The sequence below is a fragment of the Paenibacillus sp. MAHUQ-63 genome (genome assembly GCF_028765165.1).
Taxonomy (GTDB): Bacteria; Bacillota; Bacilli; order Paenibacillales; family NBRC-103111; genus Paenibacillus_E.
Genome location: NZ_JARADB010000003.1, coordinates 745,644 through 760,557, shown reverse-complemented (window position 1 = coordinate 760,557; position 14,914 = coordinate 745,644). Strand labels below are relative to the sequence as shown.

Below are 14,914 nucleotides of genomic sequence, written 5' to 3'. Positions count from 1 at the left end.
CGCCATGCTGCGGTTCTTTTTTTATGCCTGGATTGTTGAAAAACACACCTGGAATTGAAGTTTCTCCATGGTTTCACCTGGATGCCCATAGTATGATGAGACCATCAAATTCCGATGGAGAGAAAGGAAAGAACATCATGGCGTCCAAAACAGAATCAGCCGGCCAGCCGGTGTACACATTTGCATCTCGAAAAGCGAAAAGAGCCTTTGTCATGAAACACTGGCCTTTATATGTCATTTCGATTCCGGGGCTTATTTATTTTGTCATATTCAAATATATTCCCTTGCTCGGCTCGTCAATTGCTTTCCAGAATTACAATATCTTCAAAGGCTTAACAGGCAGCCCGTGGGTAGGCTTCGAACACTTTCGACGGATGTTCGCTTATGATGAGTTTCTCATCATTCTCAAGAACACGATATTGCTCGGCGTTTATGATTTGCTCTTTGCTTTTCCCGTGCCGATCATCTTAGCTCTGTTGTTAAATGAAATCCGGTTCAATGGGTACAAAAGAGTTCTGCAGACGGTCATCTACATGCCGCATTTCCTTTCCTGGGTCATTGTCGGCGGGATTGTCATCGGGATCCTGTCGCCAACGACCGGCATTATCAACCACATCCTGGGCTTGTTTCATATTGAGCCTATTTATTTCCTCGGTGAGAACAGCTATATTCGTTCGATTCTGATTACCTCAGGCATATGGAAGGATAGCGGTTGGGGAACGATTATTTATTTGGCGGCTATTGCGGGGATTAATCCGGATCTCTATGAAGCGGCTGAAATCGATGGGGCAGGCAGGTTCCGCCAGGTGCTGTCGATAACGCTGCCGTCGATTATGCCGACAATAACGATCTTGTTCTTATTGCACATCGGAAGCTTCCTCGACTTCGGGTTCGAAAGAGTCTATGTCTTCTTAAACTCGCTGAACAGTGAGAACGGCCAAATTCTGGATACTTATGTTTATCGCGCAGGTCTGATAGATCGCCAATACAGCTATACGACAGCGATCGGACTCTTCAAATCCGTGATCGGCTTATTGCTCATCATGCTTGGCAATGCTTGGAGTAAAAGAGCGACCGGCAGCGGCTTGTACTAATTTAGTTCGATGATGAAGGAGGACAATAGAAGTGATTCTCACCAAAGGACAGCGTGCTTTCCAGCTATGCAATATGATCATCCTGCTCGTCATCGGCCTTACGATGTTTCTGCCGCTCTTGAATGTCATCTCGCAATCCTTCAGCGATGCGGCTGCCATTAACAGCGGGGCCGTAGGGCTATGGCCAGTGGGCTTTACGCTGGAGAATTATCATATGATCTTGAAGGACCCCTCGATATGGGTCTCATTCCGAAACAGCGTCGTGATCACGGTATTCGGGACGCTCATGAATTTGGCGGCGACGGCAAGCTTGGCTTATCCATTGTCCCGTGCCGAATATATTTACAGGAAGCCGGCGCTTATTCTTGTGCTGTTCACGATGATTTTCCACGCTCCGCTCATTCCGAATTATTTGCTCCTCAAAAATTTGCATATGCTCGATACGCTGTGGGTATTGATCATTCCGGGCGCCATCAGCGCCTACAACTTGTTCGTCATGCGTTCCTTCTTCATGACGCTGCCGGCGGAAATGTTCGATTCCGCCAAAATGGACGGCTGCGGCGAGTTTCGTATGATCTCGAGCGTCGTTCTCCCGCTGTCCAAGCCGGTGATGGCTACGATGGCCATCATGTACGCAGTGGGGAACTGGAACATGTATTCGCAAGCCATTTACTACATCAGCAGCAGATCGCTGATTCCCCTGCAGGTACGGCTTCGCGAAATCGTGATTACGGACAACTTGGGCTCGGCAGACGTCTCCTCCGAATTGCTGCTGTCCGTCTCGCCCGAAGGGCTGAAAATGGCGGTGATCGTTGTGGCGACGATCCCGATTATGCTGGTCTATCCGTTTCTTCAGAAGCACTTTATCAAAGGAATGATGGTCGGATCGATTAAATCGTAACCGAGGGCGGCCCTACTCTATGGGCGCTCGAACTTCCGGTAGGAGCGCGGCGAGACGCCGGACAGCTTTTTGAACACTTTGCCGAAATGGGAGAAGCTCTCGAATCCGCAGTGCTCCGATACGTGCAGGATGCTCCAGTCCGTCTCCCGCAGCAAGCGCTCCGCCTCTCTCACCCGAGTAATATTGACATATTCGGTGAAGCCGAAGCCTGTCATTTGTTTGAAAACACGGCTCAGATGGCTTTTGCTGATAAAGAACTGTTTGGCTATGAGGTGCAGCTGGAGGGAGTCTCCGAAGTGCAGGTTGATATGACGAATAATATCCGTCACTTTGTGCCGGACCGGCGAAAGCTCGTCATCCCGCTCGCTCTGCCGCTTCAGCATGTAGCGGGAGGTGAATAGCAGGAGCTCCACGGCTACGTTCCGGATGTGCAGTTGATAACCCGGCGGCTGTTCGTTCAGCTCGTTCAACAGGGACGCAAGCAGTGCTTCTACATGCATCTTCTCCTGGAGGTTCAATCGGATTAGCGGATTGCCAAGTGCGAAGGGGGCCAGGAGCAGCTCCTTCTCCGCGGATTGATAACCGGCGAAGAAGGACGGCGAGTAGTATAACACAATCCGCTCATGGTTGGGTTCGCGCAGGTCGGACGTCTTGTGAAGGGCGTTAGAGTCGACAAGCACCATATCGCCGGCTTGTACCCGGTAGGCGGAGTCTTTGATGAAATAGTTGCGCTCCCCCTGAAACAGATAGTACAATTCATGTTCGATATGGTAATGGTTGTTTTCCATCGCGTAATAGCCGGTTCTACGGTCGAATTCGATTCGTAACGGGTCGTCTTCCGAGCCGAACCGCAGCATGTCAGGAAGAAACGGTGTTGTCATGGCAGACTCCTTTGTAACAAGAGCTAGGTCTATTTATTATAGCAAAATAAACGGATTTTGAGACGGGGATGCGAGCATAAGAAGAGAAGACAATTGTATATGGCGCTATAACTGAACAAGTCCCCCGTAACCCGGCGGGGCTTATTTCAGGTTGTGCCGAACCTCGCAAAAGCCCGTTGCAGCAGGGGTTTCGGAAATCGGTTTATGTTCTGAAATTAGTTTGTTGTGTGGAAATAAGCAGTCCGCGTATAGTGTGATTACCAACTTAGCGACAGAGAGAAGGAAGGGATGCACGTGGACCAGAGCGTAGCACAGACGAAGCCGACATCCGTCCGGACAGCCGAGAGGCGCCGGAGGGCAGCGGAGTTTCTGAAAGATTACCAATTGTATGTATTGCTTATTCTTCCTATTGCGTATTTCATTGTATTCAAGTATGTCCCGATGTACGGGGCGGCCATTGCCTTTCAGGATTATAGTATTTTCCAAGGGGTGACAGGCAGCGAGTGGGTCGGGTTCGATCATTTCCGCGAGCTGTTCGCCATGAGCCAGTTTTACCAGGTTGTGCGAAATACGCTCTTGCTGAACTTCCTGGATTTGTTCTTTTCATTTCCGGCTCCCATTATTTTAGCGCTGCTGCTCAATGAGCTGAGGGTGATCTGGTTCAAAAAAGTGGCGCAAACGATTCTGTATCTGCCTCACTTTATTTCATGGATCATTATCGGCGGTCTCGTGTATCAAATGTTTGCCACGAAGGGCGGTCTCGTTAATAATCTGATACAAGACATCGGATTGCCGGCCTTTCCGTTCTTGACCGAGAAGAACCACTGGCTGCTCGTCTATCTCGGAACCGGAATCTGGCAGAGCGCCGGTTGGGGAACCATCATTTATTTGGCGGCGTTAACCGGCATTAACAAGGAACTGTACGAAGCGGCCGAGGTGGACGGTGCGGGAAGATGGAAGAGAGTGTGGCATATCACGCTGCCCGGCATCCGGTCGACCATTGTCGTAATGCTGATTATGCAGCTTGGCCATATTATGACCATCGGCTTCGAGCGGCCGTTCGTCATGGGCAATCCGCTCGTGATGGATTATGCGGAAGTGATCTCTACCTTCGTGTATAAAGCAGGTCTGCAATCGGCGCAGTTCTCGCTGGCCACCGCCATGGGCTTGTTCCAAGCGCTGGTCGGACTGATCTTCGTCATCCTGGCCAATACGATTGCCAAACGATTCGGAGAGCAAGGATTATGGTAGGAGGAACCTCAATGAACTCAACACTATTGCGCAAATCGAGGAAGTTCCGGCTGACGGACGCCGTGATCGTCCTGACGATCGGGGTGGCGCTGCTCATCTGCCTGCTCCCGTTCCTGCATATCATCTCGATCTCGTTAAGCTCCAAGCATGCGATCTTATCGGATCTCGTGACCATTTTCCCGGTGGAGCTGGACTTTCACGCCTATCAGATCGTTTTCACGGATACAAGGATGCTATGGTCGATGGGGCTTACGATCGTGCTGACGGTTACTTACACGGTCGTGAGCATGGTCATGAGCATATGCGCCGCATATCCGTTAACGAAAGAGCGTTTGAAGGGCAGGAAGGCATTCACGCTGCTTATCGTCTTCACGATGTTCTTCAGCGGCGGATTAATTCCCGATTACCTGCTCGTGAAGCAGCTCGGGCTGCTCGACAATCTGGCGTCGCTCATCGTACCGGGAATGATCTCCGCATTTAATCTGATCATTCTGCGTTCGTTCTTCTCCTCGGTACCGGCCAGCCTGGAAGAGTCGGCCTATTTGGACGGGAGCTCTCACATCGGGACGCTCATCCGCATCGTGCTGCCGCTGTCGCTGCCGGCGCTCGCGACGCTCAGCTTGTTCTATGCCGTATCCAGATGGAACGGCTTCATGGATGCGCTCTTCTACATCACCCATGCGGAAATGTATCCGATCCAGCTCAAGCTGTATCAGGTCGTGATGAACAGCATGGTGACGGATTTGACGGCGCAGGAAGGCGCTTCACAGATCGAGTCCGTCCCGGAGAGCATCAAGGCGGCCAGCATCATGTTCGCCACCACGCCGATCCTGATCGTGTATCCGTGGCTGCAGCGGTATTTTGTGTCCGGCATTATGATCGGAGCGGTGAAGGGGTAGCCGGCCATGTGCCGGAATAGACGAAACTCGGTTACCACCTCTGTCAGGTCGAGGTTAACATATACGATATATCTTCATTGTGAAAGGGGTTAGAGTTCTATGAAAACAAAGCAACGCAAATGGTTGGGAGCTTCCACGGCCCTGCTGGTACTGACCGGCATGCTGTCCGCTTGCTCCAGCGCTTCTAACGAGTCTTCGTCCGGGGCAGCCGCAACAAGCGGCGCAAGCAAAGAGACCGTGACCTTGAAGGTCGAAATGTTCGACAGGGGGAACGCGCCTGCAGGCGCAGGGTCCGTGGATAATAATTTCTGGACGCAATGGATTCAGAAAAACTTCGGTGATCCGAACAACATCAAGATGCAGTTCGTTCCGGTCCCGCGCAACCAAGAGGTGGATAAGCTCAACGTGCTGATGGCATCCGGCGATGCGCCGGACATTGTGTTCACTTACGATACGAACACGATTAACAATTATGTCAAGAACGGCGGTTTGACGGATCTTGGCAAGCTGCTGGACGAGAATGGGCCGAATTTGAAGAAGTTCCTTGGCCAGGAAGTGCTGAATTACGGTATATTTAGCGGCAAGCAGTACACCCTTCCTGCGAAGCGGCCGCTGCAATATGCGCATACCTCCTATATTCGCAAGGATTGGTTAGATAAGCTGGGCATGCCGGTGCCCAAAACGACGGACGAATTTTACCAAGCATTGAAAGCGTTTAAAGAGAAAGATCCCGGGCAAACCGGGGGTAAAGTGATCCCTTACGATTTCAGCGCGATGAACGGCACGAACATAAGTTCTCCGGGGCTTCTCATCAGCTCGTTCGTCAAGAAAATATCGGAGGAAGATTTCTACGCGACGCCAGAGCTGCTGAAGCCAGGCTACAAGGATGGCGTTCAATTCCTGAATAAGTTGAACCAGGAGGGCTTGATCAATCCGGACTTCGCGCTTGACAAAGACGGCAAAAATTTCGAGAAGGATGTTTCCAACGGTTTGGTCGGCGCTTTCAGTGCGCTCGCTGCCCATCCGAACTTAATGGGAACCGGCAACGTCTTCGATTCGCTCAAGAAGAATGTGCCGGGCGCCGAATATGTGGGGATGGATCCGTTCACGAATGAGGAAGGCAAACGTCCCAAAGCGATTTACGATCCGATCGGCGCCTACCTGATGATTCCGAAATCAAGCAAGCATGCAGCCGAAGCGATCAAATATTTGGACTGGATGTCTAAGCCGGAGGTCTTATTCACGCTGCAGAACGGGATTGAAGGCCAGCATTATACGCTTGAGAACGGATACCCCAAAGCGATTACAACGGATGAAGCGAAGAAAACGTTCTATAACAACACCGATATCGCGATGATAAGCAACGGGAAGGACTTCGGGGCGCCGGACAAAAATATCGAGGCCGCATCCATTCAATTCCCGAACTACAAAGAGCTGGCGAAACAAACCATCATCAACGCTTTGAATGACGGCTACACCAATCCGCGTTTCGATCGTCCGATCGATGCCGAGATCAAGAACAGCAAAACGCTGGGTGACAAAGCACAGGAAGCGGTCGTCAAGAGTGTACTGGCGAAACCGGAGGATTTCAGCAAAACCTTCGACAGCATTGCCGCAGAATATTTGAAAATTGGCGGTCAAGCCGTTATCGATGAGAAAAGAGCCGCTTATAAAGAAATGAAGAAAAAATAAGAACAGGAACGACCGGCTCCCTGACGCAATAGGGGGTTGGTCGTTTGCTAATTTGGAAGCGCACTCATGCTCATACGATTGTGTTATAGTAAGGTAACTACAAATGCTGCTAACCAGGGTGAGTAAACGATGAAAAGTAACACGTATATCAAACGCATGATGTTTTCGTATCTTCCCATACTGTTCCTTACGATTTCGATCCTCATTTCGATTTTCGTTACGATCATCAATGAGCTCAATGTGCGCAACGCCATACAGGCCAACAAAGTGACGACGGAATATATCAGCAACATGATCGATAATTCCCTGAAAACCATCGATGCCGATGCCAGGAAAGTGATTGAGACGAATGCGGAGCTGCAGGCATTCCTGGATACGCCTTCCGACCGGCTGCTCAGTTATGCAGCATCCAACATTTTGAGCGAAATGATGGTTCAGCACAATTTTATCGATTCCATTTATTTTTATCGAACCAAAGATAGCAAGGTGCTCGATCAAAGCACGATTCGCTCGATTGACGAATTCCCGGACCGTGCGTATATTCTGGAGTTGTTAAAGCAACCGTATCCTGTGAATTGGTCCTCGCCACGCGTTAAAAACGGGAGCAACAAGACGAATCTTAAAGTGATCACGCTGGGAAGAAAAGTGCCGCTGGATACGGGCAGTCTCGGCTACATGATCATTAATGTCAATCTGGAGGCGATTGGCAAATTCGTCGACGGGATGATTGACCGCACGGTAACGAACGCGCAAATTTACGATGCAGGGCATCAGCCTTTTTTCCCGGACATCGCCTTCGATTCCCAGGATCAAAGCGTCCATGCCGCAGTCACTTCCGATTACTCGGGCTGGACTTATCAGACCGGGATTAAAGGCGGCCGGCTGTACAGCATTTTACTTCACGGCAATGCGGTATGGATTGTTGCGGTATTAGGCGCCATCGCCTTAGCCATCGGTTCCACCTTTTATGTCACCCGCCGGAGTTATCGGCCGATCGAAGCGATATTGCACCGGATCGACCGGTTCTCGCACTCCTTCATGTCGCACGACCTGAAGAGCGATAAGAACGAATTTGCTTTCATCGATCATGCGATCGAGCGGCTCATTACGAATAATATGGCTTTTCAGGAGAAGCAGGTGGAGCATCTGGCGATCCGCAGGCAGCAATTTCTGCAAAATCTGCTCAATGGCGAATATGCGGAAGATCAGGAAGTGTGGAGGCTGGAAAGCGAGCATTATGGGATTCAGCCTGATACCCGCTTTATCGTCGCACTGCTCGAAATCGATCATTATGTCCAGTTCGGGACGACCTATAATCAGAAAGACCAATCGCTGTTCAAATTCGTCATCAGCAGTGTGGCCGTGGAGTTCGCCGAACAGAATCAGCAGCAGGTGATGATGGAATGGATCTCCAAAAACAGGCTGGTTCTGCTCCATATCTCGCACGAGGATCAGGACCCCGAGCACCATCTGTTGAAATTGGCGGAGCATATTCGTTCCTGGATCGAGGCGCATCTTGATTTTACCGTTACCTTTGGGGTTGGCGGCGTTGCTGAGGATGTCGCGTTGATTCGCCGTTCCTATCAAGAGGCCGGCAGAGCAGTCAACCGGAAAGTAACGCTGGGAATTAATCAAATCATCGATACGGTGGAGGACAATGAGACATTATCGGACGAATGGTTCACTTATCTTCAGCTCATCCAAACCGTCGTACGGCAGATTCGCATGTCGGAGGCCGGATGGCCGGACGCGTTCGCCAAGCTGTTCCACGAAATGCGGGTTCAACGCTTGCAAAGAGAAGATATCGAACGGCTTCTGCAATATTTCGTCTTCCAGATGGAGCGCGAATTGGAAGGCATTCAACCGGAAATGGACGCCTACTGGAAGAACGGCTTGAAATTAGAATTGATGCAAGGCCTGGAGCATTCGGAGACGCTTCAACAAATCGAGACTTGCTTCCGCCTCGTGTTAGAGCAAATGGCCGTGCGATTGTCCGAGCTTTCCCAGAACCGCAGGCATCACGCCTTGATGAGAGAAATTCGCAGCTATGTGGCGGAGAACTTCACAGACCCCAACCTTTCCTTGACCTTGTTGAGCGACCGTTTTCAAATCAATTCCAAGTATTTGAGCCAGTTGTTCAAGGAGGAGCTCGGTGAAAATTTCAGCGATCTGTTAATTTCGCTGCGGATGGAATTCGCCAAGAAACTGCTGGTCGAGACGATGGAAACCGTGCAGGACATCTCTGTCCGGGTCGGATATACGAATTCGATATCGTTCAGCCGGATCTTCAAGAAGTGTGTCGGCCTGTCGCCAGGTCAGTTCCGGGAATCCCAATTGTCCTAGATGAGAGCAATAAATGCGGGGTTTGCTGCTTTTCAGTTATAAATGCGGAGAATTCCATCCAATATTATGTTATTTTTGATAGTGACGCTATAGGAGGAATAGATCATATGCGAAAATTCGAATGTAATGAAAACGAAGTCAAAGAACTTATAGACCGTGTAGTCCGCAGAACGATGAACATGGATTTCACTTGGAACTGGTCCTGCGGGGTGGCTTATTACGGAATCGGCAAAGCTTGGGAAGTAACGGGAAACCAAGATTATATCGACTTTCTCGTCAAATGGGTGGACGAGTATTTGGAGCTCGGGCTGCCGCCAATGATGGTGAATAGCTGTGCCATGGGACATACGATGCTGACTCTGCATGAAGCAACAGGCGACTCCAAGTACCTCGATCTGGCGCTGATGAAAGCCGAGTATTTGCGCAAGGATGCCATTCGGTTCGGGGAGGGCGTTTTCCAGCATACGGTTTCCTCCAAGAACGATTTCCCGGAGCAGGCGTGGGCGGATACGTTGTTCATGGCAGCCTATTTCTTGCTGCGACTAGGGTTTAAGCTTGACAAAAAAGAATATATCGACGATGCGCTCAATCAATTTTATTGGCATGAAGAATACTTGCAGGACACGAAGACGAATCTGTTCTATCATGCCTGGGATAATGTCAGACAAGATCATCTGTCCGCGATTTATTGGGGCAGAGCCAACGCATGGGCCGCTTATACGATGGCACAAGCTTACAAAATGTTGAATCCGTTCATGCCGATGTGGATGCAGATCGGGGGAGCGCTCGGCGACCAATTAAGCGCTCTGGTCAGGCTGCAATCCCCGAACGGGCTGTGGCGTACGGTACTGAATGACGAAACGTCCTATGAAGAAACCTCAGCTTCCGCCGGTATTGCCGCCGCACTGGTTAGCTATGGACATCCGATGCATCAAAACTATATGGCCAAAGCGTACGAAGGCATTCTGGCCAATATCGACGAAGACGGATCCGTCCGGAATGTGTCCGCAGGTACGGCGGTCATGTATTCCGTTGACGATTACAAGGTGATCTCCAAGAAGAGAGTGCAAGGGTGGGGCCAAGGATTGACCCTGGCTTATCTGGTCGCACTGATTCAGAATAAGGAAATTGTCAATAAAATTTAAATGAACGTGGAAGACCGCTGGTCAAGACCCCAAATTGTAGACATTGAAAAAAAGCCCTATACGGCAAGCTGGTGCCGATACTCTATCGGTGTCAGCTTGTTTAGCTTTAATTGGAATGCGTTCTTCATTATAAAATTGGATAAAAGCCTCAATTCGTTGTCGAGCTTCTTCAATCGAACGGATATATGGGTAGAGCGCTTCTGCTTTGAGATGCGAGAAGAAGCTTTCCATAACGGCGTTGTCTAAACAATTGCCGCGACGCGACATGCTGATTTGGGCGCCAACCGTAGTCTCCTGTTCACGGGGGGCACATTAATATTCCCTGACGGTTTTTCCTAGTCAGCCGCAGGGCGTAAGTGGAATTTCTCCCGTTATTCGCGTGAAAATTAGCCCAGTTGTACGAATAAAGGGAATTCCTCCCGTTAATTTATCCCCATTTCGCGTAAAGGCTGCGAGTTAGGGCTGAATAACGGGAGGAATTCCTGTTATTCAGCATTCAAGGATCCGCCAGGCTGCATGTAACAGGAGAAATTCCCGCTATGGGCGGGACTCTCGGTAGAGGCTTGGCTCTCTTGGAGGAGCCGAGCTTTCTTGTCGCTGCGGCTCATTTTAGAACCTGACATACGCTTGCGTATGTGCCAGGAGGTAGGCTCGTTCCATGAAGTCACTTCCATCCTTGCCGGTAATGAAAGTAAGCTTCGTTTTGCCGGCAGCATCCAGGAGTGCCGACTCCATGAACTCGGATCTCTCGGGTCCGAGCGCCTCATACCTGCGTTGAACATAGTCCAGGCTATCCGGCAGGTTCAGACCTTTCAAACGCTGAAACTGAGAAGCCCACATCGTGAAATCGCCTCTCAAGCTGCTGCAGGGAATCGCGAATTCTCTTAAGCCGACGACTCCGAGAGTGGTGGTAATTGCCATGAGCCCGCAAAGCTGCGATTGGTCTCCCAGCTGCCGCTTGGCTGCAAGCTCGCTGTCATATCGAAATAGTTCGATTCGAATAATTCTGTAAGCCCCTAATGAGTCGAGACCGTTCGCCGGATCAGACCATTCTCGGCTATCTTGCCGCTGGGGATGAATATCCCGCTCGCGGGGTGTGTGTTCTTTCATCGTGATCGACATGGGATCCCTCCTGCAAACAAGTTGGATGATAAAGCAAAAAAGACCTTCTCCGGAAGCAGAGAAAGGTCTTAAGCATACAATGTCAGATCCTCGCTCTTATCTCCCGGATTCGCTATACGTAGCGTCTCCGCAAGAATTAGCACCGTGCACGCCTTCGTGTTACGAAGGTCTGTCGGTTGCCGGGCTTCATCGGGCTAGTCCCTCCACCTGCTCTTGATAAGAAAATTCAACATATTCAATTGTTTTTATCTTACTATAAAAGGCCTTGTTGTCAAGGGAATTTCCATCATGCCTGTACACGAGAATGTCAAAGAACAAGAGACGAGTCAATGCCGTTACCGGCATTGGCTCGTTTTTTTTGCATGACAGCCGCCTGAACGTAAAATATTTACAAAAAATAAAAGTAAACTTGTAAATAAATTTTACACTTGTTCATTATCATTACAGGAGATGGCGTCACATCAAATTTGATAGAAGGTAGGAGAGAACTCATGCGATTAGTACTAATGGGAGATCTACATTATCACGAGGTTGATGAAGCAATTCCAGGATGGTTGGAAGCCCGTAACGATTTCTATCAAACCTTTTTGAGACGATTTATGGAAGTGGAAGGGGATGCTCATATTTCTTTGGGCGATCTCACCAATTACGGACATTCCTCGGAACTGAATGAAGTCTACGAGATCTTACGCAATGGCGGCAGAACGTTTTACCATGCTCTAGGGAACCACGATCTATATGCGTCAACGAGAAACGAAGTGCTCGCAATCAGCGGACAAGCCCGCTATCATGTCGTTAAGACGGAAGTGGCTGACCTCGTGTTTCTGGATACGGCCAAAGAGATGGATTTCGAGGATTGGGGAGGCTGGGTTGACGAAGAGCAGCTGAACTGGTTCGAAGAGGTCATCCAAGCATCCGGAACGAAGCCGGTATTAGTTTTTGCCCATCACCCGGTACATAAGACGACGACGAATTCGGATAAGGATAAGGGCTCCATTCATCCGGACATCGATATGTGGAAGGTGCTGAGCAAGAAAGAAGGAGTCGGCATTTATTTCAACGGCCATACGCATATCGATTCGATCGTGAATCAGCAGAACTGGACGTTCGTTCAGCTGTCGGCGTGTCTTGACCAGCACGGTTTGCGGGTTGTGGAGATCGACCGGGATGAAATTCGCATTAGTGCTGTAGATGTAGCGGACGCGGCCCTCACAGACAATGTCGAGATGCTGTACAACAACATGAAGCACTTCAGACACAACCCTCTTGCTCGCGGCCAAGAATCGGATCGGGCATGTACGGTTTCCCTGCGGCTGGCAGCGGAACACAAATAGCGGTTTCGGTTCGAACACAGGCGTTTACCAGGAGGTCTGATGGATGAAGAAGCTTAAGAACGATGAAGGCGAGCTGTTTTTCCAACGGTTAAGCGCACACCGTATGGTGGCCTCGATCAAGGAGCCGAAGCAGATCGAACTTGCTTTATCGCTCAGAAACCAACTTAGCGGCGTATTTCTGCTTACCGGGCACATTGGGGTCATCAAAGGGTACGTGGATGTGTTCAAAAGTCATCAGCTGCCGGTCTTCCTGCATTTGGAGAAAATAGGCGGTTTAAGCACGGACGCCTACGGCATGGACTACTTGGCCAAAGTGATCAAACCGACCGGGATTATTACGACGAAGACGAATGTCGTCAAAACAGCGAAAAAAATGGGGCTGCTCGCCATTCAGCGCTTTTTCCTCGTAGATACCGAAGGGTTGGAGAACATAGCCAAGAGCCTGACCCAAATCGAGCCCGATATCATCGAAGTGATGCCGGCGCGAATTCCGGAGATGATCCGGGAGATCAAGAAGTTCACCTCCCTGCCGATCATTACCGGCGGTTTGCTGTTCGAACGAAGCCATGCCATGGAAGATTTCAAATATGGAGCCACCGCCGTATCTTCTTCCAAGTCGGAGTTATGGCGTGAATCTTTTGCCCCGGATGAGAAGAAGCTTCGCAGCATTGTGTGAACCGTAGGCACAGACCGGAAATTTTCAAAAAATTCATAGTCATTTAACACACGGATAATACTCAGCCATTATGATGAATGCAGACAAGTAAATACAAAATGGTTGGAGTAGTGGAGAAGCCTGATTAGCGGCCGACAGCATGTCGGCGGTTGATTTAGGCTTCTTTTTTGCTGGGTGCATTCAAAAATTGGGAGGGAATCAACCATGTTAAACAAGAAATTCGTATCCATCGTGACGCTTAGTTCCGTACTCATGCTGTCCGCTTGCGGTGCAGGCGGTGCAGGCGACAAGGCCGCTTCGGGCGCAGCCAGTACGTCCGCGTCCTCGGACAAGAAAATTGTGATCAAATACTGGACAGCTAACGGCGGGAAAATTGAAGAAGCGAAGCAAAACCTGGTGAAAAAGTTCAATGAGTCGCAGAACAAAATTGAGGTGCAGCAAGCGAACCAAGGGAATTACGACGATCTGCACGCGAAGGTGCAAGCGGCTTTTGCCGCCGGCAACGCGCCTGCCGTGTTCGACCTGGAGATTGCCTCCACGGGGATTTTCTCCCGCTCAGGCATGCTCGTGGATTTGACCCCCATGGCGACCAGGGATGATGCCGAACTGAATTTGAAAGATTTTATTCCGGGACTTATGGGGAACGCCTACGTGGATGGCAAGCTGTACGGTATTCCGTTCATGCGAAGCACGCCGATCTTCTACAAAAATGTGACGATGCTCAAGGATGCCGGCCTGGATCCTGCCGGTCCCAAGAACTGGACGGAGCTCGAGCAATATTCGCGGGTGTTGAAAGCCAAAGGCAAGACACCTCTGACGATGGCGGTCGGCGTCTGGGAATACGAGGCGCTTGTTGCGCAAAGCGGCGGCAAGGTGCTGAGCGAGGACGGGAAGAAAGCGGCGTTCAACTCTCCGGAAGGCGTTGCTCCTGTGGAGTTCTGGAAGAAGATGTCCGATGACGGCCTTATCAAATTCACGGTAGGCAAGACAGCAGGCGCTGACGCCGAGAAGGATTGGACCAATCAGATTTCCGCTTTCAAAATCGGATCTACAGCAGGCGTCTCGGCAAGCCTGGAAGTGGCGAAAGGCAACAATTTCGAGATGGCGACCGACTTCATGCCGGCCAATAAATCTTATGGCGTTCCGACCGGGGGATGCCAGCTGGCTATCACGTCCAAACTTAGCGAAGCAGAGAAAGAAGCCACTTGGCAATTCGTGAAGTTCATGACCAACAAGGAAAATACGATCTATCAACATAAGTATGTGGGATACTTGCCGAACCGTCTGTCCGCGCTGCAAAGCGAAGAGGTACAAAGCTATTACAAACAGTTCCCTCAATACAAAGTAGCTTCCGACCAATTGCAGTATGCCGTGCTTCGCCCTAACGCCAATGCGTATTCCGAGGTATCGAAGACGATTATCGACGCTATGACGAAAGCCATCCTCGAGAAGGGTGTCAAGCCGCAGGATGCGATGAACGAAGCTGCGGAGAAAGCGAACAAATTGCTCAGCAAATAATAACCCGGACCGGGACAGGGACAGGGACAGGGAGTTCCGGTTCCGTCCGGCAGAGAGG

At 50.3% G+C, this 14,914-nt stretch carries 12 protein-coding genes, 1 pseudogene and 1 riboswitch; of the genes and pseudogenes, 10 read left to right on the top strand and 3 right to left on the bottom strand.

What is annotated here, in order from left to right; genetic code table 11:
• Nucleotides 1–212 precede the first annotated feature (212 nt).
• Nucleotides 213–1,094 carry an ABC transporter permease gene (locus PUT07_RS19400; RefSeq protein ID WP_379240052.1) on the top strand — a complete coding sequence of 294 codons (882 nt, stop codon included), beginning with the start codon at nt 213–215 and terminating at the stop codon, nt 1,092–1,094.
• Between the two features lie 73 nt (nt 1,095–1,167).
• The gene (locus PUT07_RS19395) at nt 1,168–1,995 is read left to right on the top strand and encodes a carbohydrate ABC transporter permease (protein WP_274470887.1); all 828 of its coding nucleotides are present in this window, start codon (nt 1,168–1,170) and stop codon (nt 1,993–1,995) included.
• Nucleotides 1,996–2,012: 17 nt separating this feature from the next.
• Here PUT07_RS19395 and PUT07_RS19390 read toward each other — a convergent pair whose 3' ends face one another.
• The gene (locus PUT07_RS19390) at nt 2,013–2,876 is read right to left on the bottom strand and encodes a helix-turn-helix transcriptional regulator (RefSeq protein ID WP_274470018.1); all 864 of its coding nucleotides are present in this window, start codon (nt 2,874–2,876) and stop codon (nt 2,013–2,015) included.
• Nucleotides 2,877–3,170: 294 nt separating this feature from the next.
• Here PUT07_RS19390 and PUT07_RS19385 point away from each other — a divergent pair, with 294 nt between their 5' ends.
• The 5 genes from PUT07_RS19385 (at nt 3,171) to PUT07_RS19365 (ending at nt 10,206) form a co-directional block, all read left to right on the top strand.
• Complete coding sequence (locus tag PUT07_RS19385; protein ID WP_274470017.1) at nt 3,171–4,127, top strand: ABC transporter permease; 957 nt, start codon at nt 3,171–3,173, stop codon at nt 4,125–4,127.
• A gap of 11 nt (nt 4,128–4,138) precedes the next feature.
• Nucleotides 4,139–5,026 carry a carbohydrate ABC transporter permease gene (locus tag PUT07_RS19380; protein ID WP_274470016.1) on the top strand — a complete coding sequence of 296 codons (888 nt, stop codon included), beginning with the start codon at nt 4,139–4,141 and terminating at the stop codon, nt 5,024–5,026.
• A gap of 99 nt (nt 5,027–5,125) precedes the next feature.
• Nucleotides 5,126–6,718 (top strand): extracellular solute-binding protein, encoded by a 1,593-nt coding sequence (locus tag PUT07_RS19375; RefSeq protein ID WP_274470014.1) that lies wholly within the window; start codon nt 5,126–5,128, stop codon nt 6,716–6,718.
• A 129-nt stretch (nt 6,719–6,847) separates the two neighbouring features.
• Nucleotides 6,848–9,061, top strand: a complete 2,214-nt coding sequence (locus PUT07_RS19370) for a helix-turn-helix domain-containing protein (protein WP_274470013.1) — start codon at nt 6,848–6,850, stop codon at nt 9,059–9,061.
• Between the two features lie 107 nt (nt 9,062–9,168).
• Nucleotides 9,169–10,206 (top strand): glycoside hydrolase family 88/105 protein, encoded by a 1,038-nt coding sequence (locus tag PUT07_RS19365; RefSeq protein ID WP_274470012.1) that lies wholly within the window; start codon nt 9,169–9,171, stop codon nt 10,204–10,206.
• A gap of 56 nt (nt 10,207–10,262) precedes the next feature.
• On the opposite strand, the pseudogene PUT07_RS19360 reads toward PUT07_RS19365, so the two are convergent.
• Both PUT07_RS19360 and PUT07_RS19355 read right to left on the bottom strand, forming a co-directional pair.
• Nucleotides 10,263–10,476 (bottom strand): annotated as a pseudogene (locus PUT07_RS19360) (IS3 family transposase); the annotation flags it as partial.
• 339 nt (nt 10,477–10,815) lie between these two features.
• The gene (locus tag PUT07_RS19355; RefSeq protein WP_274470011.1) at nt 10,816–11,328 is read right to left on the bottom strand and encodes a hypothetical protein; all 513 of its coding nucleotides are present in this window, start codon (nt 11,326–11,328) and stop codon (nt 10,816–10,818) included.
• Nucleotides 11,329–11,421: 93 nt separating this feature from the next.
• Nucleotides 11,422–11,551, bottom strand: a riboswitch (SAM riboswitch).
• A 268-nt stretch (nt 11,552–11,819) separates the two neighbouring features.
• Here PUT07_RS19355 and PUT07_RS19350 point away from each other — a divergent pair.
• From PUT07_RS19350 to PUT07_RS19340, 3 genes are all read left to right on the top strand, one after another.
• On the top strand, nt 11,820–12,662 hold the full coding sequence (locus PUT07_RS19350; RefSeq protein ID WP_274470010.1) for a metallophosphoesterase family protein: 843 nt from the start codon (nt 11,820–11,822) through the stop codon (nt 12,660–12,662).
• 43 nt (nt 12,663–12,705) lie between these two features.
• On the top strand, nt 12,706–13,338 hold the full coding sequence (locus tag PUT07_RS19345) for a glycerol-3-phosphate responsive antiterminator (protein WP_274470009.1): 633 nt from the start codon (nt 12,706–12,708) through the stop codon (nt 13,336–13,338).
• 204 nt (nt 13,339–13,542) lie between these two features.
• Entirely contained in the window at nt 13,543–14,856 is a 1,314-nt protein-coding gene (locus PUT07_RS19340; protein WP_274470008.1) for an ABC transporter substrate-binding protein, read from the top strand.
• Nucleotides 14,857–14,914: the final 58 nt, after the last annotated feature.

Bases quoted from the DNA above. Each gene is read 5' to 3' on its own strand.
- PUT07_RS19390 (WP_274470018.1), bottom strand. From the start codon at position 2,876: ATGACAACACCGTTTCTTCCTGACATGCTGCGGTTCGGCTCGGAAGAC.
- PUT07_RS19380 (WP_274470016.1), top strand. From the start codon at position 4,139: ATGAACTCAACACTATTGCGCAAATCGAGGAAGTTCCGGCTGACGGAC.
- PUT07_RS19370 (WP_274470013.1), top strand. From the start codon at position 6,848: ATGAAAAGTAACACGTATATCAAACGCATGATGTTTTCGTATCTTCCC.
- PUT07_RS19395 (WP_274470887.1), top strand. From the start codon at position 1,168: ATGATCATCCTGCTCGTCATCGGCCTTACGATGTTTCTGCCGCTCTTG.
- PUT07_RS19375 (WP_274470014.1), top strand. From the start codon at position 5,126: ATGAAAACAAAGCAACGCAAATGGTTGGGAGCTTCCACGGCCCTGCTG.
- PUT07_RS19350 (WP_274470010.1), top strand. From the start codon at position 11,820: ATGCGATTAGTACTAATGGGAGATCTACATTATCACGAGGTTGATGAA.
- PUT07_RS19340 (WP_274470008.1), top strand. From the start codon at position 13,543: ATGTTAAACAAGAAATTCGTATCCATCGTGACGCTTAGTTCCGTACTC.
- PUT07_RS19400 (WP_379240052.1), top strand. From the start codon at position 213: ATGAAACACTGGCCTTTATATGTCATTTCGATTCCGGGGCTTATTTAT.
- PUT07_RS19355 (WP_274470011.1), bottom strand. From the start codon at position 11,328: ATGTCGATCACGATGAAAGAACACACACCCCGCGAGCGGGATATTCAT.
- PUT07_RS19345 (WP_274470009.1), top strand. From the start codon at position 12,706: ATGAAGAAGCTTAAGAACGATGAAGGCGAGCTGTTTTTCCAACGGTTA.
- PUT07_RS19365 (WP_274470012.1), top strand. From the start codon at position 9,169: ATGCGAAAATTCGAATGTAATGAAAACGAAGTCAAAGAACTTATAGAC.